General features: G+C 61.6%; 23 protein-coding genes, 1 tRNA gene and 1 pseudogene. 17 read left to right on the top strand and 8 right to left on the bottom strand.

Annotated elements, in window-relative coordinates; all coding sequences use genetic code 11:
* The 3 genes from NKI46_RS01150 (at window position 1) to NKI46_RS01140 (ending at window position 4,354) form a co-directional block, all read left to right on the top strand.
* Window positions 1–2,007, top strand: coding sequence for a heparinase II/III family protein (locus NKI46_RS01150; RefSeq protein WP_352459819.1), 2,007 nt, complete (start codon window positions 1–3; stop codon window positions 2,005–2,007).
* Window positions 2,008–2,210: 203 nt separating this feature from the next.
* Window positions 2,211–3,203, top strand: a complete 993-nt coding sequence (locus NKI46_RS01145; RefSeq protein WP_023737711.1) for a sterol desaturase family protein — start codon at window positions 2,211–2,213, stop codon at window positions 3,201–3,203.
* Window positions 3,200–4,354, top strand: coding sequence for a GNAT family N-acetyltransferase (locus tag NKI46_RS01140; RefSeq protein WP_023713986.1), 1,155 nt, complete (start codon window positions 3,200–3,202; stop codon window positions 4,352–4,354). Before NKI46_RS01145 ends, NKI46_RS01140 begins: the two co-directional genes overlap by 4 nt.
* 390 nt (window positions 4,355–4,744) lie before the next feature.
* Here the strand turns inward: NKI46_RS01140 and NKI46_RS01135 are convergent, their stop codons facing one another.
* The 3 genes and pseudogenes from NKI46_RS01135 to NKI46_RS30925 all read right to left on the bottom strand — a co-directional run.
* A complete protein-coding gene (locus NKI46_RS01135; RefSeq protein ID WP_352744635.1) occupies window positions 4,745–5,983 on the bottom strand; it encodes a tyrosine-type recombinase/integrase in 1,239 nt (412 codons plus the stop codon).
* A gap of 4 nt (window positions 5,984–5,987) precedes the next feature.
* Complete coding sequence (locus NKI46_RS01130) at window positions 5,988–6,293, bottom strand: hypothetical protein (RefSeq protein ID WP_502896786.1); 306 nt, start codon at window positions 6,291–6,293, stop codon at window positions 5,988–5,990.
* A 9-nt stretch (window positions 6,294–6,302) separates the two neighbouring features.
* Window positions 6,303–6,383: pseudogene (locus NKI46_RS30925) on the bottom strand (Arc family DNA-binding protein); the annotation flags it as partial.
* 105 nt (window positions 6,384–6,488) lie between these two features.
* Here NKI46_RS30925 and NKI46_RS01125 point away from each other — a divergent pair.
* From NKI46_RS01125 to NKI46_RS01080, 10 genes are all read left to right on the top strand, one after another.
* Entirely contained in the window at window positions 6,489–6,719 is a 231-nt protein-coding gene (locus tag NKI46_RS01125) for a DNA-binding protein (RefSeq protein WP_352744346.1), read from the top strand.
* A 5-nt stretch (window positions 6,720–6,724) separates the two neighbouring features.
* The gene (locus NKI46_RS01120) at window positions 6,725–6,925 is read left to right on the top strand and encodes a hypothetical protein (RefSeq protein ID WP_352744343.1); all 201 of its coding nucleotides are present in this window, start codon (window positions 6,725–6,727) and stop codon (window positions 6,923–6,925) included.
* Entirely contained in the window at window positions 6,922–7,593 is a 672-nt protein-coding gene (locus tag NKI46_RS01115; RefSeq protein WP_352744341.1) for a hypothetical protein, read from the top strand. The genes NKI46_RS01120 and NKI46_RS01115 overlap by 4 nt, the downstream gene beginning before the upstream one ends.
* A 202-nt stretch (window positions 7,594–7,795) precedes the next feature.
* Window positions 7,796–8,041 (top strand): hypothetical protein, encoded by a 246-nt coding sequence (locus NKI46_RS01110; RefSeq protein WP_352744339.1) that lies wholly within the window; start codon window positions 7,796–7,798, stop codon window positions 8,039–8,041.
* 271 nt (window positions 8,042–8,312) lie between these two features.
* A complete protein-coding gene (locus tag NKI46_RS01105) occupies window positions 8,313–8,996 on the top strand; it encodes an HK97 family phage prohead protease (protein ID WP_352744336.1) in 684 nt (227 codons plus the stop codon).
* Window positions 8,993–10,240 carry a phage major capsid protein gene (locus NKI46_RS01100; RefSeq protein WP_352744334.1) on the top strand — a complete coding sequence of 416 codons (1,248 nt, stop codon included), beginning with the start codon at window positions 8,993–8,995 and terminating at the stop codon, window positions 10,238–10,240. Before NKI46_RS01105 ends, NKI46_RS01100 begins: the two co-directional genes overlap by 4 nt.
* A gap of 126 nt (window positions 10,241–10,366) precedes the next feature.
* Window positions 10,367–10,738: a hypothetical protein gene (locus tag NKI46_RS01095; RefSeq protein ID WP_352744332.1), complete on the top strand. Its 372-nt coding sequence runs from the start codon at window positions 10,367–10,369 to the stop codon at window positions 10,736–10,738.
* On the top strand, window positions 10,738–11,079 hold the full coding sequence (locus NKI46_RS01090; protein WP_352744329.1) for a hypothetical protein: 342 nt from the start codon (window positions 10,738–10,740) through the stop codon (window positions 11,077–11,079). Before NKI46_RS01095 ends, NKI46_RS01090 begins: the two co-directional genes overlap by 1 nt.
* Window positions 11,079–13,793, top strand: coding sequence for a hypothetical protein (locus NKI46_RS01085; protein ID WP_352744326.1), 2,715 nt, complete (start codon window positions 11,079–11,081; stop codon window positions 13,791–13,793). Before NKI46_RS01090 ends, NKI46_RS01085 begins: the two co-directional genes overlap by 1 nt.
* Window positions 13,783–14,316 carry a hypothetical protein gene (locus tag NKI46_RS01080; protein ID WP_352744323.1) on the top strand — a complete coding sequence of 178 codons (534 nt, stop codon included), beginning with the start codon at window positions 13,783–13,785 and terminating at the stop codon, window positions 14,314–14,316. Before NKI46_RS01085 ends, NKI46_RS01080 begins: the two co-directional genes overlap by 11 nt.
* 197 nt (window positions 14,317–14,513) lie before the next feature.
* On the opposite strand, the gene NKI46_RS01075 is transcribed toward NKI46_RS01080, so the two are convergent.
* Window positions 14,514–14,771, bottom strand: coding sequence for a hypothetical protein (locus NKI46_RS01075; RefSeq protein WP_352744320.1), 258 nt, complete (start codon window positions 14,769–14,771; stop codon window positions 14,514–14,516).
* Between the two features lie 92 nt (window positions 14,772–14,863).
* On the opposite strand from NKI46_RS01075, the gene NKI46_RS01070 reads away from it, so the two are divergent.
* The gene (locus NKI46_RS01070) at window positions 14,864–15,325 is read left to right on the top strand and encodes a hypothetical protein (protein WP_352744317.1); all 462 of its coding nucleotides are present in this window, start codon (window positions 14,864–14,866) and stop codon (window positions 15,323–15,325) included.
* Window positions 15,326–15,678: 353 nt separating this feature from the next.
* Here NKI46_RS01070 and NKI46_RS01065 read toward each other — a convergent pair.
* Window positions 15,679–15,755: transfer RNA gene (locus tag NKI46_RS01065), tRNA-Met, on the bottom strand.
* 236 nt (window positions 15,756–15,991) lie between these two features.
* On the opposite strand from NKI46_RS01065, the gene NKI46_RS01060 reads away from it, so the two are divergent.
* Complete coding sequence (locus NKI46_RS01060; RefSeq protein ID WP_023737767.1) at window positions 15,992–16,951, top strand: Gfo/Idh/MocA family protein; 960 nt, start codon at window positions 15,992–15,994, stop codon at window positions 16,949–16,951.
* Between the two features lie 65 nt (window positions 16,952–17,016).
* On the opposite strand, the gene mnmA is transcribed toward NKI46_RS01060, so the two are convergent.
* On the bottom strand, window positions 17,017–18,207 hold the full coding sequence (mnmA, locus tag NKI46_RS01055; protein ID WP_023683624.1) for a tRNA 2-thiouridine(34) synthase MnmA: 1,191 nt from the start codon (window positions 18,205–18,207) through the stop codon (window positions 17,017–17,019).
* Window positions 18,208–18,464: 257 nt separating this feature from the next.
* Between mnmA and sciP the strand changes: the two genes are divergently transcribed.
* Complete coding sequence (sciP, locus tag NKI46_RS01050) at window positions 18,465–18,740, top strand: CtrA inhibitor SciP (protein ID WP_013529904.1); 276 nt, start codon at window positions 18,465–18,467, stop codon at window positions 18,738–18,740.
* Window positions 18,741–18,804: 64 nt separating this feature from the next.
* Here the strand turns inward: sciP and NKI46_RS01045 are convergent, their stop codons facing one another.
* Window positions 18,805–19,734 carry an NADP-dependent oxidoreductase gene (locus NKI46_RS01045; RefSeq protein ID WP_023737768.1) on the bottom strand — a complete coding sequence of 310 codons (930 nt, stop codon included), beginning with the start codon at window positions 19,732–19,734 and terminating at the stop codon, window positions 18,805–18,807.
* A gap of 91 nt (window positions 19,735–19,825) precedes the next feature.
* Between NKI46_RS01045 and NKI46_RS01040 the strand changes: the two genes are divergently transcribed.
* Window positions 19,826–20,227, top strand: a complete 402-nt coding sequence (locus NKI46_RS01040) for a winged helix-turn-helix transcriptional regulator (protein WP_023691645.1) — start codon at window positions 19,826–19,828, stop codon at window positions 20,225–20,227.
* 109 nt (window positions 20,228–20,336) lie between these two features.
* On the opposite strand, the gene NKI46_RS01035 is transcribed toward NKI46_RS01040, so the two are convergent.
* Window positions 20,337–20,714, bottom strand: a complete 378-nt coding sequence (locus NKI46_RS01035; protein ID WP_023669945.1) for a flagellar export protein FliJ — start codon at window positions 20,712–20,714, stop codon at window positions 20,337–20,339.
* Window positions 20,715–21,135 lie beyond the last annotated feature (421 nt).

The following is a 21,135-nucleotide window of genomic DNA, read 5'->3' as shown; positions in this document are numbered from 1 at the left end:
ATGGCCGAAGATATTAACCGCGGGAACGGAAAAGAGGATGCCGCCACACGCTTTTTCGACGGGATGGTGTATGAGGATCAAAATCTTGGCGGAGCGCGGATGAGGGTCGGGTGGTATTTCAACCGATTGCGCAGCATGGAGTTGGCCGAGATATTGCATCGGTTGGACGAGCAGCGCCGGAGGACCGTTTCGCGCCGCCGCGACAACGGCTGGCAGCGCTATGCGTCGCCGCAGTTGCACCCGGTGCTGCACGGATTGCGGAATGCTGTGCCGGCCGCTGCGACACCAGCCCAGCGGCAAGCTATCGAGGCGGCTGCGCAAAACACTCTTCGGGGCCAGTTTTCAGCACTTGGGCAGACCTGGCCACAGCGAGACCCCTATACTCTCTTTCCACCCGAGCTCTGGCGCCTTGATCCGGTGACCGGCCGGCTTTGGCCAGGCCCCAAGACCCATACTTTCGATATCGATTTTCGCCATGCCACCGGCCGTGGCGATGTAAAATATGTCTGGGAAATCAACCGGCTGCAGCAACTGCCGCCACTGGCTGCCCATCTGCTTCTCACCGGCGATGATCAATCCCGTGCGGCCATCGAGGCGGCGATCGAGAGCTGGCATTTCGCCAACCCACCATTTCGGGGCGTTGGCTGGGCCTCGGGCATCGAGGTCGCGCTACGAGCCATCAGCCTGATTGTCACGCTCGACCTCGTCGGCGACCGGCTTGGCGCGGCGACACGAGAAAAAGTCGGTGAAATACTGGCGGCAAGCGCCTATTGGCTGCCGCGGTTTCCCTCCCGTTTTTCGTCCGCCAACAACCATCTCGTCGCGGAACTGGCTGGCGAATATCTGATCGGTCTGGCTTTCGGGGCCGAGGTAGCTCGCGAGTCGCTCCTGGCTGAGGTGCTCAAACAGATCCTGGCCGATGGCGCCGGGGCCGAGCAGACCCCGACCTACGCCGCCTTCAGTGCCGAACTTTTCCTGCTGTGCGCTGCGGCGGCGCGCCAGGCCGGGCTGCCTTTTCCCCAGCCCGTCGAAGCGCGTTTGGCCGCTTTCGCCAATTTCGCAGGCTGGCTCCCGCCGAAAACCAGCGGCTTCGGCGACAATGATGAAGGCCGCGTGATCACGCTGGGGGGCGAAACCGATTATGTCGGATCGGTCGCGGCCGCCATCCGTGGTTTTCTACGGATGCCGGGCAGCGCACCGGAGCCTGGCGATTTTCGTGCGCTTTTCTTCGGCGCGCCACCGCGGCCGGCGCCGGTGCCGAATGGATTGCATACATTCACGCAAGGCGGGCTCTCCGTCTGGCGCGGCGAGATGAATGGTCGCAACGTCCATCTGACATACGACCACGGCCCGCTGGGCTACCTTTCGATAGCGGCGCACGGTCATGCCGACGCGCTGTCGCTCACCCTGTGCATTGACGGCGATCCGGTGCTGGTCGACCCCGGCACATGGCTCTATGGTTCGGGGGGAGGCTGGCGGGACTGGTTCCGCTCGACGCCGGCGCACAACACGCTGAACCTAGAGGGTAAAAGCCAAAGCATCATCTCCGGGGCGTTCAACTGGTCGCACAAGGCGGTTGCGACATTGGTGGAGAGCGAGCCGGGGCCGCACTGGAGGCTGTGTGCCCGACATGACGGGTACAAAGGCCGCTTCGGCGTTGTGCATCAACGCGCCGTGACACGCGATGGCGACGGCATCCTCGTGACCGACCAACTGCTCGGCGGCAGCCGCGTCGCTGAGATCGTCTTCCAACTCGCCGCCGACCTCCAGGCCAACAGGGATGGAAACATTGTCACGATATTGCGCGGCGCTGAACCTTTGATGACTATCCACTTTCCAGACGCAGCGATCGACATCCGTTCCGGCGGCGACACACCGGGCCAAGGCGGCTGGGTTTCGCCGCGTTTTGGTGCAAGGCAGCCAGCCGAACGCCTCGCATGGCGTGGCCAAGTAGGCGAAAAGGGAGTAGTCATCCGGCTCGCGCCAAGTCCGCCGCAGACCCGATAACGGGCAGGTTGCAGGCGCAGTGTTCGACATTAATTACGTTCAGATATTTAGCGGTTTTGACACTGTTGATCTGCTAATTTGGCCATGATTGTTTTGCCAGTCGCACCCCGATACACAGTTGCCGGCAGCATATGATGGGCTTGGCAATATGTGCTTCGCGACGAGCCGGATCGCCATTTCACCACCTAGGAGCCACTGCATCGATGTTTTCGGAATTCGCCAGAGTGATCGTGGAAAAACTCTCACACATCGATCTGCTGACACTCGGTCTCCTGTTGCTCACGGCGCTGGGGAGCGCGGTGGTCGCCTACTGGCGAACGGTCGAACAGAAATCCTTCCGGGACTTTTTCGACTTCGCCTTTCCCGCGGAAGTCATCATGCACCCATCCGCGCGAGCGGACGCATTGTTCTGGATCACGAAAAGACTGGTGATGCCCTTCCTGCTCATTCCCGCCGGTGTCACCTTCGTTGCCGCCACGGGATATGCAACAAACCAGGCAGTCGGCTGGCTCTTCAGCATCTCGCAACCGCTGATACCCGGCCCCGCCGGCCCAGTGACGATCATCCTCTTCACCGCAACCATGCTCGTTGCTTACGATATCTCCTACTACCTATATCACGTTGCCCAGCACCGTTTTCCGTTCCTGTGGGAATTGCACAAGGTGCATCATTCGGCCGAAGTGATGGTTGGGATCACCAAGGACCGGGTTCACCCCCTGGACGATCTGATGAACCGGATCTGGGACGGCGTCATACCGGGGATCAGTTTCGGCTTGTGGAGCCTGATTGCGCTTAATCCGGTCGAGATCGCCATATTTGGCATCAACGTCTATGTCATTCGCAACATTCTCATGATGGACTTTGTTCGCCACACGCATCTGAAGATTTCCTTCGGCCGGTTGAACGGCGTCATCTTGTGTCCGCACTGGCACCAGGTGCATCACAGTGTCGACCCTCGCCACTACGACAAGAATTTCGGGCTGCTTTTTTCATTCTGGGATCGCATATTCGGAACGCAGTTCATCCCGGATCCGGACGAAGACCTCAAGTTTGGACTGATAGATCGCGACGTACGCGACTATCAGTCGCTTTTTGGACTTTACGTGCTGCCGCTCAGGAAAATGGCAAACCATATCGTGCGACTTTTTCAAAAGCGCATCGATGTCGCGCGGCCGCAGGACCGTCTCCAACCATGAACAAAATGGCTTCGATTGACGCTGTTGGTGCGGAGCGACTGGAAATCGTCAGTTCGACGGATCGCCTGGCCGCCATCGAAGCCGAATGGGTAGACCTATGGCATCGTACCCATGCACTGATCTTTCAGAGCCATGCCTGGGTTTCGGCATGGTGGAGCACCGTGCGCGACCGCGACCGGCGCTCGCTGCGGATCGGCCTGGTATGGCGCGATGACAGGCTGGTCGCTGTCATTCCCCTGGCGATCGGCAGACGAAAAGGACTTCGGCTCCTCGAATGGGCCGCCAATAGCTATACGGACTATGGTGATATTCTTGTCGCGCCGGAATGCTCCCTATCGGCCCTCCAGAACCTCTGGAACCGGATCTGTTCGGCGGGTGGCTTCGATCTTGCTTTTATCAATCGTCTGTCGCCGGATGCGGCAGCCCGCAGGATTTTTACACCGGGCTCTTCCAGCGGCGTCAAGCTTCGCGCCAATCACCGGGAGGAAGTCAGTTATCGCGTCGGTGGACAGTGGGCCAGCGGAGCAGCGTGGCTGGCGGACCAGTCGAAAAAGATGCGCCAGAACTATCGGCGCGGCATCAAGATACTGGAAGAAACAGGCGAAGTGAAATTCCGCCTCCTGTCGGCCGACGAGCCGCTGCAGCCATTGCTGGAGCGACTGTCGGCGCTGAAGCGCAGATGGCTGGAAAAGCACACGCGTGAATCCGACCTTTTCGAAGAGGGCGAGCCGGCTTTTGCCGCCCTGGTGGACGCGCTGTCACGCGCCGGTGTGCTGCGCATTTTCGTACTTGAATGCAATGGTGCGATGGTCGCGGTTTCCATCAACATCGTCCAGCACAACGTCATGATGGCATTCGTTACCACCTACGACCCTGATTTTAGCCGAGCGTCGCCGGGTGCGGTCCTGATTACGGAGTATATACAGTGGTCGTTTGATCACGGCTTGGGATTGGTCGATTTCCTCTGTGGCGGAGAGGCCTTCAAACATAGGTTTGCAACACAGGCCGTTACCCTCCAATCCGTTCTCGGGGCACGCACTGTGCAGGGCGCGCTCGCTTCTCTCGCTGATCGTATCTGTCAGACGATCCGCGTACGCTCACGCGGATTGGCGTCGGCGAATCCAGAGCGCCCGCCCGATGAGACTGCTTAATTTAGCTGGATAACTCGGGCAGAAGCCGCCGAGCGTCAGGGGCTTGGCGGGCGACACGGGCGCGCCATTCGAAAATCCGCGTCGATTGCGCCTCGGAATCGGGACCGAATGGGTCCGCAGGTGGAGACTTTCGAGGCGCAGTTTGTTGTCTGCGAAGCGTCGCAACACGTTCGTTGGCGTCACAATGGCAGCAGGCTAGGTCCTAAAATCATTGAAGACTTTTTCGGACAGGGCGCCTACCATAGGTCCGCGTCTTTGCTATTATTTCAATAGCTTAAGGTGGGCTGGTAGCGGGAGAGGGACTTGAACCCCCGACCCCAGGATTATGATGCTTGGTGCCATTGCTGATTTTGTTGAAGAATTTGCCTCTGTGTCGCGTCTATGTCGCACTCAACCCAAAAGCGACCGCTCGGCTGCAGCCATTTCATCGGCGTCATCGCCGCGCGGGAACAGGTGCCCATACACGTCCATCGTCATCATGATCGAGCTATGCCCGAGCCGTTCCTGAATGACCTTTGGGGGAAGACCGAGCCCGCCATCCTGCGGCCGATTGATCGACCATGAGGCATAGAAATGGCGAAGGGCGTGCATGCCGCCATACTTGCCCACCAGGACCACCTCGCCAGCGTCGTCTCGCTCATCGCTCGGCACTGTCACGCCGGCCATGACCTGGGTCGGCAGGAAACCGCGCTTGGTCATGTTCGAGCGGCTTTCAATGTTGCCGCTTCCCGTCGGGAAAACGTAGTGCAGTTCCTTCACCGGATTGCCTGCGGCATCGATGTCGCCAGTCGGTCGGCGAGGGCAGGCGAGCTTCCATTCTCTCAACGCGTTGACGACCATCGGCGGAACCGGGATCGTCCTTTCTCCCGCTTCGGACTTCGGGCGACCGATCTCGCCGTAGTCGTCGGCGCGCTGGTGCACGCTGATCTGCGCTCGCTCGAAATCGACATCCTGCCAACGAAGGCCGCGCAGTTCTGACGATCGCATGCCGGTGAAAATCGCGCTGATCAGAAGAGGGCGCCAGCGGCCTGTCGCCGCGCCGACGATAGCCTTGATCTCCTCACGGGTCGGGATGTCGACGCCAATCTTCAGCCTGCTTTTCTGACGCTTGTCGGCTTGGCGTTCCTTGCCTCTCCGCCGGGCGCCGCGGAGATCCTTGACCGGATTCCGGGTAGCAAGCCCGCGTTCCTGTGCGTCTGAAAAGATGGAGGCCAATGAACCCATGACCTTTCGAACCATGGCCGGCGAGCGGCCGTTCTCTCGCAGTTTGTCAGCGAACTCCCGAGCGCCCGGCACGGTGAAATGCGATAGGAGCGTTTGCCCGATGAACGGTTCGATGTGCAGTTGCAGGTGTCGCTTGCGCTGGTCGATCGATGACCGCTCGAGCCCGTCCTGTTCGCCGGTTGCAATCCAGAAGGCGCCCGCAGCCTTCACAGTGACGCTGGCATTGTCGGCAACGTGCGAGCCTTCGCGGACCTCGACCTTGGCCGTGGCGGCGAACTGGTCGGCATCCTTTTTCTTCGCGAATGTCTTCAGCCGGCGCGTGCCCTTGCCGTCGGCATAGTCGACCACCCAGGCCGTTTTCTCCTCGCCCTTGCCGTTGGTCCATGTGCGCTTACGGATCGACATGAGGTCAAGTCCTGTTCCTGATGAACGCCGGAATGCTGCCCTGACCTTCGTTGTCTTTGAATGCCTTGCGTTCCCAACGAGCCAATCCGCGGAGGATCTCGCCGCGCGTGTCCTCATCGACATCTGTTGTCCGTCCAGTGGCGACCGCGGTCAGCGTCGCATGAACGTGCTTAATCACATCGTCGGCAGCCTCTTTCGGGGTGGCCTGGCCGAGCATGGATAGAAGGCCATGCAGGTGGGTGACACGATCTTCTAGCGTCCACGGCTCCGGAAATTCACGCTCCAGGACGCGAACTATCTCGGCGTTCATCGATCGGCCCTCTTGATCAGCCCGGGCCTTGATCCGGTCTCGAAGGCCGTCGGGGAGTCGCAATTTTAGCTGGGGGTCTTCTCTAGTCATCGCTCGTTTCCATCCATTCCGCTTTATGGACCACCGTGGTCTTGACTGCAATGGGGCGCACTAGCTACAAGGACCACCGTGGTCCATCCAATTGGAGACATTCACATGGAATCACTTGCAAGTGTCAGCACGCCGTCAATCGCGCCGTCGACCGAGGACATCGTCTGGGAGGTGAAGAACATCGCCCTGGTGATCGGCCGGACGGAGCGCCAAACCTTCCACATGCTCAGCGCCGGACACCTGCCTGCGAAAAAGATTGGCGAGAAGTGGGTGGCTTCCCGCCGCAAGCTGCTCGCCGCCGTGCTGGGCGAGACGGCCGAAGCCAAAGGCGCCTGACCTTCATGGCGCCGGTGAACTTCGCCGGCAACGATAGGATCGCCCGATGCGCGGAATGGCTGGTCAAGACGCCGCCTTCCCAGCGCCCGCCAGCGAACGTCTATGCCAGCGTCCTTCGCGACTATTTCAAGCTTTCCTCGGCCGAGCTGATCCTCGCCGAGCGGGAGGCCGATCGGCTGCGCGAACTCAGGAATGACGGCAAGTGACCTCAAAAGTGCCGCCCTGGTATCGCTTTCAGCCCGACACTTGGGCGATAGAGACGCGCAACCTAGAGCCATACGTGGCAGTCGCTCTACTCACCATCCGCGGCGAGTCTCACCTCCGTGGTGGCGCGGTGCCTGAAGATCCGAGAATCCTGGCTTACCGCTGCAACATGACGCGGCAGGCAATGAGGAAAGCAATCGACCATCTCGTCGGCGAAGGGCTCCTCAGACGTGTCTCTGGTGGCTTGGTGTCGGACTACATTCTTGACGAGATTTCCTATCGTGAAGAGCGATTGAAAAAGGCGGGCAAAAATGCGGGTAAGCGATGGGGAAAAGATGAACAATATCAACAAAACGGCGATGCTAGGGAAGATGCTAGCAAGGCTGCTGGCCCGATGCTACGCGAGCGCGCGACACCGTTAACCAGTAGAGAGGATGACGGTCCAAAAGACCGTCATCACCCTCAATCGTCGAGCTCTACGTTTGACCATGCTCCGCGATCTACGTTCGACGGTAGCAGCAAGGGGGACGCTCGAGCTTCGCTCGCGTCCCCTGCACCACGATCAGACGTCGTCTTCAATCACGAGCCGCCATGGAGTCAAGGCGACGACGGTCCCGAAGAATACGACGGTCCAGAAGACGACGATGACATCGAAAGGTTTGGCGAATGACACGTGGTGACCGCGCGATAGCAGCTGCCCGCAACTATGTCGACGAGACGTACGACAGCATGGCTCCTCCAACCTTCCTCGAGCTCCTCTCCCGCATCGTCGCAGTCCTGCACGGTCTACCGCCGGCGCACTTCGTGGCATGTGTGACGCGTGCCATCGAGGCAGCTGTCGAGCGAGAGAACGAGAGGTTGGGATCATTCTGATGAGCATCGATCCGACCGCCCTTCAACGCCACCGCGAGTTCGGCCAGGAGATGGCCGAACGTCACTTCCGCTTGTACCCCACCGATCGATATCCGGCCGCTGTTGTCGTCGACATCATGCGCGATGCAATGCAGGAGCCCGCCGCCGACGCCGGCATCGGCAGCCGCGCGCTGGAGCCCTATGCAAGGGTCGCCGCGGCCGGCTTCATTCGGGCCTGGCGCCGGCTGCTGAGGGCAGCACGATGACGAGGGGGTGGGGGGAGTCAAATCTTCACGGGGATTGGGGTCGCCAACCGCTCGGGGCTCATGCTGAGATAATTTTTTCACCGTCCCGAGATTTTGGGAAAAATCGCGAAAACACCGAAAAAATACCCTCCCTCTTGTTCAAATCGAGCGGGCAGGATAGATTTCCTATCGCGCGCCACCATCGGGATGATGGGGCCGCACCTCTGCGACACGCTCGGGATGAGCGGTGGCGAGATCGAAAGTCGATTTCACTCACAGTCGAGGTGCGCCCGTGCGCGACCAGCTCTTGAGCTTCAAGGAAGCCGCCGATCGGTTCTTCGCCGCTCCGGTCGAGGTCAAGTTCGCCTCCGACCAGGGCGTAATCGACGGGTACGGGTCCGTGTTTGGCGTCCGCGACCAGCACGGCGATGTCGTCCTTCCAGGCGCCTTCACAAAATCCATCCAGCAGCACGCCGCCTTCGGGACACGGCCTGTCATGCTATGGCAGCACGACATCGACAGGCCGATCGGCGTCTGGGACAGCTACGTCGAGGACAGCCGCGGCCTAAAAATGTCCGGTCGGCTGAATATGGATGTGCAGGCCGGCCGCGAGACCTTTGCGCTGCTCAAGCAGGGCGCCATCGGCGGCCTGTCGATCGGCTACAGGGTCGGCCTGGGTGGCGCGGAGATCGACACCAAGACCGGTGTCCGGCGCCTCAAGGAGCTCGCGCTTCACGAGGTCAGCGTCACCGCGTTCCCATCGAACCGAAGCGCCACGATCGACGGCGTGAAATCGTTCGACACGCGCCGCGACTTCGAAACCTTCCTGAGGGATTCGGGGGTCTCACGCGCCGCTGCAACCAAACTTGCCGCCGGCGGCTGGCCGGCTCTCTCCACACAGGACAACGCCGCCGCGATCGAACTCGCCGCGGCCGTGAAGTCCGCTATCGCTGAGCTGAAAGGAACATCCAAGTGAAGCACACCTACCTCGAAATGCTGCGCGGCGCCGCGCTGCTGCGCGGCCTCTCGCTTGAGACCAAGAACGCGCCGGAAGGCCTGGACGAGCTGAAGACGGCGTTCGCTGGCTATCACGGCGAAGTCAAGACGCTGGTCACCGGGCAGAAGAAGCTCGAGACCGATTTCAAAAAAATGGATGACATCCTCGCCCAGCTCCAGGTCGCGATGCAGCGCTCACCCAACGGACTCGGCACCAAGATGCGCGACGGCAAGGCCAGCGCGCCCGAGATCGAGGCCGAATACAAAGCCTTTGGCGCCTTCATCAAAAGCGGCTCTGATATCGAGATCAAGGCGCTCTCGACCGACGAGGGGCCAGCCGGCGGCTACATCACCGGAACCAACATGGCGGCAACAATCAACCAGAAAACGTTCGACCAATCGCCGATCCGCCGTCTTTCCCGCATCATCACGATCGACAACGGCGACCTTTGGGAGGAACCGCTCGACGTCTCGGATCTCGGTGCGGAGTGGGTTGGCGAGCGTGAGACCAGGCCGGACACCGGCGATTCGGAACTCGGTTCGCTGTCGATCCCGCTGCATGAGGTCTACGCGAAGCAATCCGTCACCCAGAAGCTGCTGGATCTCTCCTTCGTCAACATCGGCTCCTGGGTCGAGGGCAAGATTTCCGACAAGTTCGGCCGCACGGAAGGGCTCGCTTATGTCGCCGGCAATGGCGTCAAGAAACCCCGCGGGTTCATGGATTACGCCGCGACCAGCGTGGCGACGTCCGACGCGACACGCGCATGGGGAGTGCTGCAGAACGTGATATCGGGATCTGCTGCGACCGTTGCCGATGCCAGCGGCCAGGCCAACGGCATCAAGGATCTATACTGGGCACTCCGGGCGCCCTACCGCACAAATGCGACGTGGCTGATGTCCAGTGCCACGGCCAATGGCCTCGACAAGCTGAAGGATTCAACCGGCGATTATATCTGGCGTGCCGGCATGACGGCCGGTGCGCCGCCGTCACTCCTCGGCCGTCCCGTTGAGTTCGACGAGAACATGCCAGCGCCCGGCGCCGGTACCTACCCGATCGCATTCGGCGATTTCAAGAAGGCTTACACCGTGCTCGACTGGCAGTCGATCAAGACGCTGCGCGACCCCTATAGCGATAAGCCGAACGTCATTTTCTACGTCTACAAGCGTACGGGCGGCGACGTCTCGAACTTCGAGGCGATCAAACTGCTGAAGTGCTCGGCCTAGTAAGGATCCGGCGAGGAATAGCGCGGCCTGGGAGGTTCACGAGGCTCCCGGGCCACGCGCTTGTAGGGACGGCGGCTCCTCCCGCAAAGAGGCCGCCGTCCTTCCCCAAAAAAGAAAGGAATGAGGATGACCGACAACATCCCCGAACTCGACGAGCGCGCGCTCGATGCCGACCCCAACGCGGAATACGACAGATTGGCGCTCGCCATGGCGACGCCGGCGCAGCTCGCCGACCTCGAGGAGTTGCCGAACCGCGTCACCTCCCTCGACATGGACGAGCTGAAGGAAGTGGCGATCGGCGCCCGAAAGGTCTGCGACCAGGTCAAGGCCACCTTGATGGAAACGATCGAGGGCGGGGTGAAAACCGAGGCGCAGGCGCAGCTGGTCCGCGGATCCATGGTCGAAGAGTACATCTTCCGCCGCACCTGCCTGATCCTCGCCGACGAGTTCCAGCGACGCCGCACTGGTTTCGCACCGCGGGCGTCGGGGATGAACTAATGTCAGCCCGCGATCTCCTCGCCGCCGCTCACCAACACATGACGCCCGACGAGATCGCCGAGCACGCGCTCAAGATGGCCGACGAGCTTGAAGGCTTGGTGGAGGCGATCGGCGGCCAGAACACCATGCTCGCCTCGCTGGCTGAACTCGTTCGGACACTGAAGGTGAGCACTCGCGCAATCAACATCCTCGTCAAGGAGGGCAAGAAGCGCGCGGCGAGGGAAGCGCTCTCGGCGATGGCCGCAATCCCGGACATCGTTCCAGTCCCGGTGGCGATATTCTCGCCAGAATGGTTGGTGGCGATGTTCAACCCTGCCGATGCAGAAGAGGTCAGACACTGATGGCAAACGAAACCGTCGTCACGGAACTCATAATCGACAGTCGGCCAGCCGAAGCCGGCTCTGCTGCATACGTCAAGGCAATGAAAATGGCCGAGGCGGCCCAGGCGAAATTCGTCGCGGGAGAGAACGCCGCGGCCACCGCCATGGAAAAGCAGGCCGGCGCACTGACGATGATGTCGGGTTCGATCTCGTCAACCGCGAAGTCATGGGATCGCCTGAAGGCCAGCGTCGATCCGGCGTTTCAAGCGACCCAGCGGATGGAACGTGCGCTGCTCACGGCCGATGCCGCAGCACGGAAGCTTGGCATTGACCAAGTCGAGATCAATAGGGTGATGGATCTTGCCCGGGCGAAGCATCTCGGCACTGCTGTTGCAGTCGAAGAGGGCGCCACCGCTGCCCGGCTCGGGTCGAGCCAGATGATGGCGTTGAGCCACGCCGCTCGTTCGGCGGCCGAAAGCATCGCCCTGGGCGCGCCTGTCTCGCAGGTGCTGACGCAGCAGCTCAACCACCTTTCCTTTGCGATGTCTGGCCCGCAGGGCCTGGTCGCCGCCAGCGCCGGCGTCAGGGCGGCGTTCGGCACATGGTTGACCACGTTGCCCGGCATGCTCTCGGCGGCGGGCGTTGCGGCCGTTGGTGCGGTTTCGGTCTTCATGCTGGCGACCCGCGAGAAGATCTTCACCGTCAACGAACTCCTCGAGAGCCACAAGACGCTGTTGGACTCGATCGCGGCGACGTATCCACACCTTTCCGCCGAACTGAAGACGTACGCCGACCAGGCCGCCAAGCTTCCGCATTCCGTGCTCGCTGCCGACACACAGACGCAAGTCGATCGGGACCGGGCCGCGCTCGCCGCGTCGCTCGATCACCTCAAAGTCGACTTGCGAGAGTTGGCGTCCGCCGAGATGGTCGTCGGTACCGCCGGCGCGGCGGCCTTCGGCAAGCTCGCCGACACGATCGATGCCGGCAACGTCAATGTCGACAATCTGGTCGGTTCGATCGGCGACCTGCGGCTCGACCCCGCACTGACGCCTGACGCCAAGAAATTCGCCGAGAACATTCAGCTTGGCGCCAATGAAACGCTGAAGCTGCGCGACATCCTCAACAACGATCTCGGCATTAAGAACGTGGGGATCGACGGCGGCCACGCGGCGAGCACGCTGTTCGACATGGCGGGCGGCTTCAAGGACGTCGGCACGAATGCCGGTGGCGCCGACGCAATCGTTTCCAAGTTCTTCGGCACGCTCAATTCCGGCTCCGACCAGCGCTTTGGCGTAAGTCGAATGGGCGGCGGGTTCCAGGGCATCGCCAGCGAGTTCGAACAGGCCAACCAGGCCATGCAGCGTGCTCGCGAAAGCCAGCTTCAGGGCATGCTTGAACTGGACAGTCAGCTTCGCCGCGTGACCGCTGACGCCGCCAAGTGGAAGGAGGCGATCGACACGGCATCCGGCGCCGACAACATCAAGAAGTTCTTCGGCGACGTCCGGGATATCAAGGGCGCGGATGATGCGATCTCCGATGCGACGCACACGATCGATCGGCTGTTCGCCACGCTCAGCACCGGCAGCACGTCGGTCAGCACCGTCTACCAAGGTCTCGACATGGTGCGGCAGACGCTGATCCATGATGGCCTTGGCGTCGATGCGGTCAACGCGTTCATCGATTCACTGATCAAGGCGCACATGCAGTTGGACGCCGACACCGGCGCAGCAGCAACACTCAATCGCACGATCCAAAGCATTCGCGACAAGACGGTCACCATCACTGTGGTTACGCGTCAGGTCGGCACCGGCACGCAGTCGACCTACGATGTGCCAAACCAGACAGGCGGCACTAGTGGCGTCGGCGTCACGCGGTACTCATCGAATGGTCCGGAGGTATCGAAAACCCCGATCTTCAACACGTCGACGAACTCATGGGGCTATACGCAGCCCAAGACCTATCAAGACCCCTATGTACTGGCGCTGGTCAACGCCAAGTACCCGCAGCGCGCGGCAGGCGGTCCAATCTCGGCTAACTCGCCATATTGGGTCGGCGAGCGTGGCCCCGAGCTGGTGGTGCCGAAATCGGCAGCTACCGTCATCCCGAACGCTCAGTCAATGGCACTTGCCAATCCGCAATCCGCCTATACCGGACAAGTAGCCACGCGCGAGACCGATCGCATGTGGCAGTTGTTCATGAACATCGAGGCCAACACGCGCAAGACATATGAGGGTGTCGAGAAGTGGGGCACGTCGAGCAGCTATAGCGGTTCCGGTGGTTCATCGGGCAGCGGCTCGTCGGCGTCGTCTGGCGCCGAGGCGGATCCTTTGGCGGCCGCATATTCGAAAGCGCTGGCGACCGCCAGGTCCAATGCCCACAACGTCAGCGGCATCATCGGCTATGGTGCACAGGGACTTTCGGCAACCCCGCAGCAGATCGCGCACCGGGCCGTCTATGGCTTCGCCAGCGGCGGCATCATGGGGCAGGACACCCAGCACGTCGAGTTCTTCAAGAACCCGAACGAGCGCGTGATCGTGGCGCGTCCGGATCAGTTCGAGGATCAGCGCGGCGGCGGCTCGTCAAGGTCAGGCGGAGGCAGTAGTCGGTCGATGCAGGTCAACGTCAACGTCAAGGTCGAGGGCGGCACGACGATTTCAAAGGACAGCATCTCCGAAATGCGCCGCCAGATGGCTCTTGCCGGCCGTGACATGCAGCGGTCGATCAATGGCCGATAAGCATGCCGTGGACGTCCACCGTGTGGCCGAGCAGTGCGGGATCAAAATCCTGAAGCCAGCGCTGCACGGCGCCAACGCTGGACGAGCAAGGGTGTGTTTCTGCCCGAAGACGCTAAAGCGCATTGGCCAGGCGCACGGCCCCGATCACCTCCGCCTGGTGCTTCGTCTGATCGTCGAGAGCGAAGGGAACGCCGGCGAGCTGCAGGGCGACACCATCACGGCGGTTTCCGCCGTCGTGCTCTCCGGCCTGGTCGAGATCCACGCCGACCTCTTCGACGATATCGACCTCGGCCAGGTCCGCACCTGGGCGCAGTTCGTCAAGCCCGGGTGTTCGACGCAGCAAACCATGGCAACTGCGCTGCTATGGCTGCTAGCGAGCCCGGAGCGCGTCATGCCGAAGCTGTCGGCCGAGGAAGAGGCCGCCGAGCTGAAGCGCGTCGAGATCGCCCGCAAAGGCCGCGAGAACGCGAAACGGCGACGGCTTATCAAGGCTGAAACAGAAAAGGCCGCCAGGTTTCCCTAAGCGGCCTTTCCAGGTGTCCGTGGTGGTTCCAACATTAACGGGCGATTTCAGACCCTCAACCTGGGGGCCTAACTCCCAGGAGCGCTCTACTCGGGAACCGCTGCTAATCGGGGCTGCAGCTGCTCAGCTACCCGAACCGGAGGCGCCAGCCGAAGCCAGCTCCACGGACGAATCAGGAATACCGCAGGTAGCTGGCTTTACGCAATCGAATTGACGCGCATCAATGGGTTATCCCCAGGGGGGAGTTTCGCTTGTGCTTGACGAGAATCGGTGCGGAGAGCATCGTGTCCGTGGGGCTTGAACACCCGGACCAGTGACGACCAGAAATCGTTGGCGCGATTTTCCAGTCGTTTATCCCGTTCATCGGGATGACGCGCAGCTTGGCGGCTGCCGCGATCGGCCTTTTCATAGGCCGGAGGCGGTGGTGCTGTCCAGACCTCGCGGTTAAAAGCCATCGGCCTGTCTCACTGGCAGGTGTTCAACCTCCGGCTTCGGCGCCGATCGCCGCGCGGGCCTTGAACAGCCCAAACCAGTGAGACCAATCAAAATGAAAAATATGGGGGTTACAATCGACCGGCGGCGCGTGCTGTTCGGTGCGGGGACAGTCGTCGCGGCATTGGGCGCCATTCCAGCCACAGCGGGGCCAGGACGAGCGATCGGCGCTCCGGAGGTCCCAGACACCGCGCCAACCCTTCCGCAGCCACCGCTGGCGCGCCTGCACGCCCTGCATGATGAACTTTGCGAACTGGTCGAGGGCCGTAACCAGCACTGTGGCGGCAAGTGGGAGTTGCGCGTCCGTGCACCCGCCGGCGACGGCTACCCGCCGATCGTCTATATGAACGTCGGATCGATAGCGCCGAGGGATCGCTTTGAGATGGCACGGCGCGAATTTATCGACGCCACGAAAGCGATGCATCCTGGTATCCATCTCTGGACCGTCCACGGCGAGGACTTCACTGGTGATCTCCCTGGATTTTCACTGATCTACGGGCAACGAGTGCAGGCCTAACCCGCCGTCGGCCCGCTGTCGAAAGGCGGCGGGCTGTCAGCCCGCGAAAGCCAACCCCACCGCAATTCCGACGCCGATCGCCACGCCAGTCATTAAGTTGCCTGCCAAGCGAAAAGCCCAAGACCTGGCAGCGGCGCGCCAGCGCTGTTCCGGCAGGCAGAGAGCGCCTATCAACTCGTCGAAAACTCGTTCCACGATGGTCCCTCGTGTCGCGTTCATGTCGCGTGGAGTTGCCGTCATCTTCGGCAACCCATTGTAAATCAACGGTACCGGTTTGCAACATGGCGCGACATGGAACTGCCGGTCGAGCCGCCTTCATGTCCGGTAAGTATCTAATTTCATTGAGAGAAATTTGGTAGCGGGAGAGGGACTTGAACCCCCGACCCCAGGATTATGATTCCCGTGCTCTAACCAACTGAGCTACCCCGCCAGGGCGGCGAAAGGCCCGAAATCCGCCTTAAATCGAAAGGCATTTCGAGGCGTTCGCCAAGGTCGCGCGGATATAAGGTTGGGAGGGCGAGCCTGTCAAGCATCGATGCGCGAGGGGCGCCGGCATATTGTCGCCGGTAAAAGCTTTGCCGGGCTGGCATCTCCGGTAAGCCACCGGGGTTGAGTTCGACGGGGCACGCCGCTATGTCTCGGCCAAGAAATTAGAGTTTGAAGCTGATGAAGCCGCGCATTGCAGTCCTCGGTTGCGGATACTGGGGCAGCAACCACATCCGCACCCTCAAGGCGCTCGGCACGCTGCATGCGGTTTCCGATGCCAATCGGGCGCGGGCCGAAGGCTTTGCCAGCGAGCAGGACTGCCTGGCGATCGAGCCCGACCAGCTGTTCGTGCGTGATGATATCGACGCCATCGTCATGGCGCTGCCGCCGCAGTTCCATGCCGATCTTGCCGTGCGCGCCGCTGAGGCCGGCAAGGACGTGCTGGTGGAAAAGCCGATTGCGTTGACCGTGCCCGACGCCGAGCGCGCCGTGCAGGCGGCCAGGGACAATGGCCGCGTGTTCATGGTCGGCCATGTCTTGCGCTTCCATCCCGCCTTCGAGACGCTGAAGGCGCTGATCGACAATGGCGAGCTCGGCGAGGTCCGCTACATCCACTCGCACCGGCTCGGCCTCGGCAAATTCCACACCGAGAACGACGCACTGTGGGATCTGGCGCCGCACGATCTGTCGATGATCCTGGCCATCACCGGCACCGAGCCGATCGAGGTCAGGGGCGAGGGGGCGGCACTCCTCGACAATCTCAGCGATTTCGCGCATCTGCACATGCGTTTTCCCAACGGGCTGCGCAGCCATCTCTTCACCTCGCGGCTCAATCCCTATCGCGAGCGGCGGCTGACCGTGGTCGGCACCAAGGCAATGGCGGTGTTCGACGATGTCGAGCCCTGGGAGCGCAAGCTGGCCGTCTACCGCCACGCGGTGTGGCAGGACAGCGGCCAGTGGGCCTTCACCACCAACGAGCCATCCTATGTCGCGGTCGGCCAGGGCATGCCGCTGACGCGCGAGCTCGAGCACTTTATCCAGTGTATCGAGACGCGGGCCGAGCCGCGCACCAGCGGCGAGGAAGCCATCAGGGTGCTCCGCATCCTGACGGCGGGTACAGTCACGCACACAAAGTCCTGAGACCGTTTCGAAACTCTGCCCGTAAGGCAGATCGAAACTAAAACTGTCTCCGAGAGGGGTAGTGTTTACTCTGCGGGAATCTGCGCCGGCCTGGCTGCGAGCCGGCTGAGCATGGCTTCGGCCTCGGCGCCGCGCTCGGAGCGCTCGATGAAGCCGCCGCCGAAGACGCGGGCTTCGTTGCCGTCGTCGGAATAGAGCACGCAGGCCTGTCCGGGCGCGATGCCGGACTCGCCGTCGACCAGTTCGACAAAGGTGCTGCCGGCGCGGTGATGCAGCACGGCCGGGCGCGGCGGCCGCGTCGAGCGGACCTTGGCGAACAGCTCCATGCCGGCGGCCGGAATGTCGGACAGCGCGCGATCGCCCAGCCAGTTCATGTTGCGCAGATAGATCTTGTGGGTCTCCAGCGCCTCGCGCGGGCCGACGATGACACGGGCCCGGTCGGCGTCGAGATGGACGACGTAAAGCGGCTCGCCCGAGGCGATGCCGATGCCGCGGCGCTGGCCGATCGTATAGCGCAGGATGCCGTCATGGCGACCGAGCACGCGGCCGTCGATATGGACGATGTCGCCTGGGTTGGCGGCAGCTGGCTTCAGCTTGGCGATGATGTCGGAATATTTGCCCTGCGGCACGAAGCAGATGTCCTGACTGTCCTGCTTGGCGGCAACGGTCAGCCCCATTTCTTCGGCGATGGCCCGCACCGCAGGCTTGGACAGCCCACCCAGCGGAAAGCGCAGATAGTCGATCTGCGCCTGCGTGGTGGCAAACAGGAAATAGCTCTGGTCGCGGTCGGCATCGACGGGCCGGAATAGCGCGCGGTGGGCGCCATTGGCCCCGGAGCGGATATAGTGGCCGGTGGCGAGCGCATCGGCGCCAAGGTCCTTGGCGGTGGCCAAAAGGTCGGCGAACTTCACCGTCTGATTGCAAGAGACGCACGGAATGGGCGTTTCGCCGGCGACGTAGCTTTCGGCAAACGGGTCGATGACCGCCTTACGGAAGCGCTCCTCATAGTCGAGCACGTAATGCGGAATGCCCAGTGTCTCGGAAACGCGGCGGGCATCGTCAATGTCCTGGCCGGCGCAGCACGACCCGGCCCGGTGCGTTGCGGCGCCATGGTCGTAGAGCTGCAGCGTGACGCCGACGACATCATAGCCTTCGCGCTTCAAAAGGCCGGCAACGACAGACGAATCCACACCGCCCGACATGGCGACGACGATGCGGGTGTTTTGCGGGCTGGCGGGAAGGTCGAGGCTGTTCATGGTTCTTTCGTTCTGCGCGGCGCTTCAATGGCAGTGGCGCGAATATAGGTCAACCACACCAGCGGCGCCAGCTTTGCGGCGGTGCCGATTTTGCGGGAAAATTGCGCGCCTGCCCGCCGTTGCCTCAAATGCCGACGAAAAGACTAACGCGGCGTTCATGATCCTTACCTACTCATTAGGGTTCGCTTAGGCAATTTTTAAAGCTGTGGCGGTAATGTGGTGGGGATTGGGTCTTTGAGTTTTTAGTAGAGAGTACGATGACCGATCTTGTTAGACCGCGAGTCAAATATGTTATTGGGCCTGACGGCAGCCCTCTTACGATTGCCGATCTTCCGCCGACGAATACACGTCGCTGGGTTATCCGGCGCAAGGCGGAAGTGGTTGCTGCGGTGCGCGGCGGGCTTTTGAGCCTCGACGAGGCATGCCAGCGCTACAAGCTGACCACCGAGGAATTCCTGTCCTGGCAAGCGTCGATCGACGAATACGGCCTTGCCGGGCTGCGCACGACGCGCATCCAGCAATACCGGCACTAGAGCCAGGACCACAATAGAAAAGGGCGCGGTAACCGCGCCCTTTTGCCTGTCGGTAATGCCTGCTTCAGACCGTCAGCACCACCTTGCCGATCGGCCTAGTGGCGAGAAAAGCGTGCGCGGCGCCCGCCTGTTCGAGCGGAAACGCCTTTGCCACATGGACCGCAAGCTTTCCCGCATCGACCAGTTTGGCAAGTTCGACGAGGCCTTCACGGTCGGGCACGACGGACATGCGCTCGACGCGGATCCCACGCGCAGCAGCCTTGGCTCGGGTGGTGTCGTGGACATTGAGCAGCGACACCAGGGCGCCACCGTCCTTCAGGACTGTCAGCGATTGGTCGGCATGGTCGCCGCCCATCGGCTCCAGCACCAGGTCGACGTCGCTGACCTCGGCGGTGAAATCTCGCTTGGTGTAGTCGACCACTTCATCGGCGCCGAGCGAGCGGACGAAATCGAGTTTCTTCGGGCTGGCGGTGGCGATGACATAAGCGCCGTGCGCCTTGGCGATCTGCACCGCCAGATGCCCGACGCCGCCGGCCGCGGCATGGATCAGCACGCGCTGGCCGCGCTTCAGGCCGCCATGGCGGACAAGGCCTTGCCAGGCGGTCAGGCCGGCCAGCGGCAGCGCGCCTGCATGAAAGTGATCGATGCCTTGCGGCTTCGGTGCGATTTCATCAGCCGGGGTGACAGCGAGTTCCGCATAGGCTGCGGCCTGCTTGGGAAAATGCGGCATGCCGAACACGGCGTCACCGACCTTGAGGCCGCCATCGACGCCTGGGCCCACCGCCTCGACCGTGCCTGAAATATCCCAGCCCAAAGTGAAGGGCGGTTCGCCCAGCAAAGGATAGTAACCGGCGCGCACCGAGCCATCGACCGGATTGATGCCGGCGGCATGCACGCGCACGAGCACTTCGCCTGACTTGGGCGAGGGCGCGGGGCGATCGGCGATGACGAGGACGTCGGGTCCGCCGACTGAATTCTGGACAACGGCACGCATGGGAGGCTCCTGCTGGGGTTTCTGTGCCACTATCATTTGGATAGTAATATTCCCTTGTCCAGTATGTACCTTTTCCATATATAGGCACCTAATGGATAGTGATAATGATTGCGGCTCCGGCTATGACGCCTTCCAGCGGACGTGTCCTTCGCACGCCGTGCTCGAGATGCTGGCCAGCAAATGGGTCTATCTGACGGTTTGTGCGCTGCGCCGTGGCCGGATGCGCAACGGCGAACTGGCGCGTAAGCTCGAAGGCATCACGCCTAAAATGCTGACGCAGACGCTGCGCGTCCTCGAGCGCGACGGGCTTGTGCGGCGCGAAATCTTTCCGGTGATCCCGCCGCGGGTCGAATATGAATTGACCGAACTTGGCCAGAACCTGGCGGGGCTGCTCACCCAGATACGGTCCTGGTCGGAAGAGCATGTGCCTGACATCAAGCAAGCGCGGGCGAGGGCAGCGGCGAACCTGGACAGGGATTTGGCACGGGCCTGAAGCTGCGGCCGCCTTACGGGCCGGATCAGCAGCGCCGGAGCCTTTTGGCGCGCTACACGCAAAGCAAAGCGCGGCGTCAGGCGGCGCCGGTCGGGTTAAAACCCTGCCGTCAGCCGATCATGGCGCTGCGACCGCCGAGTTCCGCGTCGCGGATCTTGGTGTCGCGCGATTCCAGCATCTCGGCCTTGGAAAGCTCCGCTTCAGCTTCGCCGAGTAATGATTCGGCAGCGCTTCGCTGCTGGGCGAGGTCGCTTTGAGAGTTTCTGAGGTTATCACGGCGCAGACGCGCCGCCTTGGCGAAGGTCGGATAGGCAAAATGATTGATGTCGGTGATGCCGGCCTTCTTCTCCTCGGCGGTGATCTGAAGCTCCAGTTCAACGGCCATGCGCTCGAACTCGGCGATCATCATGTCGAGCTGCAGCAGCTGCCGCCGCTTCTCATTCACCTGAAATTGCTTCAGCCGAACGAGGTTTTCACGTGACTTCATGATTCGGTACTCCCGGAAACGCACACCTGCACATATCGTCCAATCCGCCCGCCAGGGCCTGGCGCCGCCCGTATCCACCGGCATTCCCCGAACTATGGGAAACAAATCCCTAAAGTTTTTTGCCGGCGGTAACCATTCGTTTACGCGCATTGTTAATCATAAGGGCGAGGACTTAAGGCCGGGTAAAAATTCCGGCTCCCGATACGGAAGCCGGCCAGCGAGTCCCTTGAGTCACTTAGTCCGACTTATTAATGTGTTGCATTAGCGATTTGGTTCTGTGATTCATCATTAGATTCAAGAGGGTGTAGAAAGGGGTTAAAAAATCTGGTACCGTCTTTGGTGCGGAATTAGGTTTTGTTAACCATTCGATGGCAGCCTCTGTTCAGGCAATCACTGCTCCGGTCCCGGATGGGTCGTGACA

The organism is Mesorhizobium sp. M0615 (assembly GCF_040320805.1).
Taxonomy (GTDB): Bacteria; Pseudomonadota; Alphaproteobacteria; order Rhizobiales; family Rhizobiaceae; genus Mesorhizobium.
The sequence above is the reverse complement of the archived record's forward strand: the minus strand, read 5'-3'. Positions and strand labels throughout refer to the sequence as shown.

Excerpts from the sequence above, each read along its gene's own strand:
- NKI46_RS01060 (WP_023737767.1), top strand. The coding sequence starts at position 15,992 with ATGAAGCCGCGCATTGCAGTCCTCGGTTGCGGATACTGGGGCAGCAAC.
- NKI46_RS01135 (WP_352744635.1), bottom strand. The coding sequence starts at position 5,983 with ATGTCGATCCGTAAGCGCACATGGACCAACGGCAAGGGCGAGGAGAAA.
- NKI46_RS01150 (WP_352459819.1), top strand. The coding sequence starts at position 1 with ATGGCCGAAGATATTAACCGCGGGAACGGAAAAGAGGATGCCGCCACA.
- mnmA (WP_023683624.1), bottom strand. The coding sequence starts at position 18,207 with ATGAACAGCCTCGACCTTCCCGCCAGCCCGCAAAACACCCGCATCGTC.
- NKI46_RS01045 (WP_023737768.1), bottom strand. The coding sequence starts at position 19,734 with ATGCGTGCCGTTGTCCAGAATTCAGTCGGCGGACCCGACGTCCTCGTC.
- NKI46_RS01130 (WP_502896786.1), bottom strand. The coding sequence starts at position 6,293 with ATGAACGCCGAGATAGTTCGCGTCCTGGAGCGTGAATTTCCGGAGCCG.
- NKI46_RS01090 (WP_352744329.1), top strand. The coding sequence starts at position 10,738 with ATGTCAGCCCGCGATCTCCTCGCCGCCGCTCACCAACACATGACGCCC.
- NKI46_RS01070 (WP_352744317.1), top strand. The coding sequence starts at position 14,864 with ATGAAAAATATGGGGGTTACAATCGACCGGCGGCGCGTGCTGTTCGGT.
- NKI46_RS01075 (WP_352744320.1), bottom strand. The coding sequence starts at position 14,771 with ATGGCTTTTAACCGCGAGGTCTGGACAGCACCACCGCCTCCGGCCTAT.
- sciP (WP_013529904.1), top strand. The coding sequence starts at position 18,465 with ATGACCGATCTTGTTAGACCGCGAGTCAAATATGTTATTGGGCCTGAC.
- NKI46_RS01040 (WP_023691645.1), top strand. The coding sequence starts at position 19,826 with ATGGATAGTGATAATGATTGCGGCTCCGGCTATGACGCCTTCCAGCGG.
- NKI46_RS01035 (WP_023669945.1), bottom strand. The coding sequence starts at position 20,714 with ATGAAGTCACGTGAAAACCTCGTTCGGCTGAAGCAATTTCAGGTGAAT.
- NKI46_RS01140 (WP_023713986.1), top strand. The coding sequence starts at position 3,200 with ATGAACAAAATGGCTTCGATTGACGCTGTTGGTGCGGAGCGACTGGAA.
- NKI46_RS01085 (WP_352744326.1), top strand. The coding sequence starts at position 11,079 with ATGGCAAACGAAACCGTCGTCACGGAACTCATAATCGACAGTCGGCCA.
- NKI46_RS01145 (WP_023737711.1), top strand. The coding sequence starts at position 2,211 with ATGTTTTCGGAATTCGCCAGAGTGATCGTGGAAAAACTCTCACACATC.
- NKI46_RS01080 (WP_352744323.1), top strand. The coding sequence starts at position 13,783 with ATGGCCGATAAGCATGCCGTGGACGTCCACCGTGTGGCCGAGCAGTGC.
- NKI46_RS01110 (WP_352744339.1), top strand. The coding sequence starts at position 7,796 with ATGAGCATCGATCCGACCGCCCTTCAACGCCACCGCGAGTTCGGCCAG.
- NKI46_RS01120 (WP_352744343.1), top strand. The coding sequence starts at position 6,725 with ATGGCGCCGGTGAACTTCGCCGGCAACGATAGGATCGCCCGATGCGCG.
- NKI46_RS01125 (WP_352744346.1), top strand. The coding sequence starts at position 6,489 with ATGGAATCACTTGCAAGTGTCAGCACGCCGTCAATCGCGCCGTCGACC.
- NKI46_RS01095 (WP_352744332.1), top strand. The coding sequence starts at position 10,367 with ATGACCGACAACATCCCCGAACTCGACGAGCGCGCGCTCGATGCCGAC.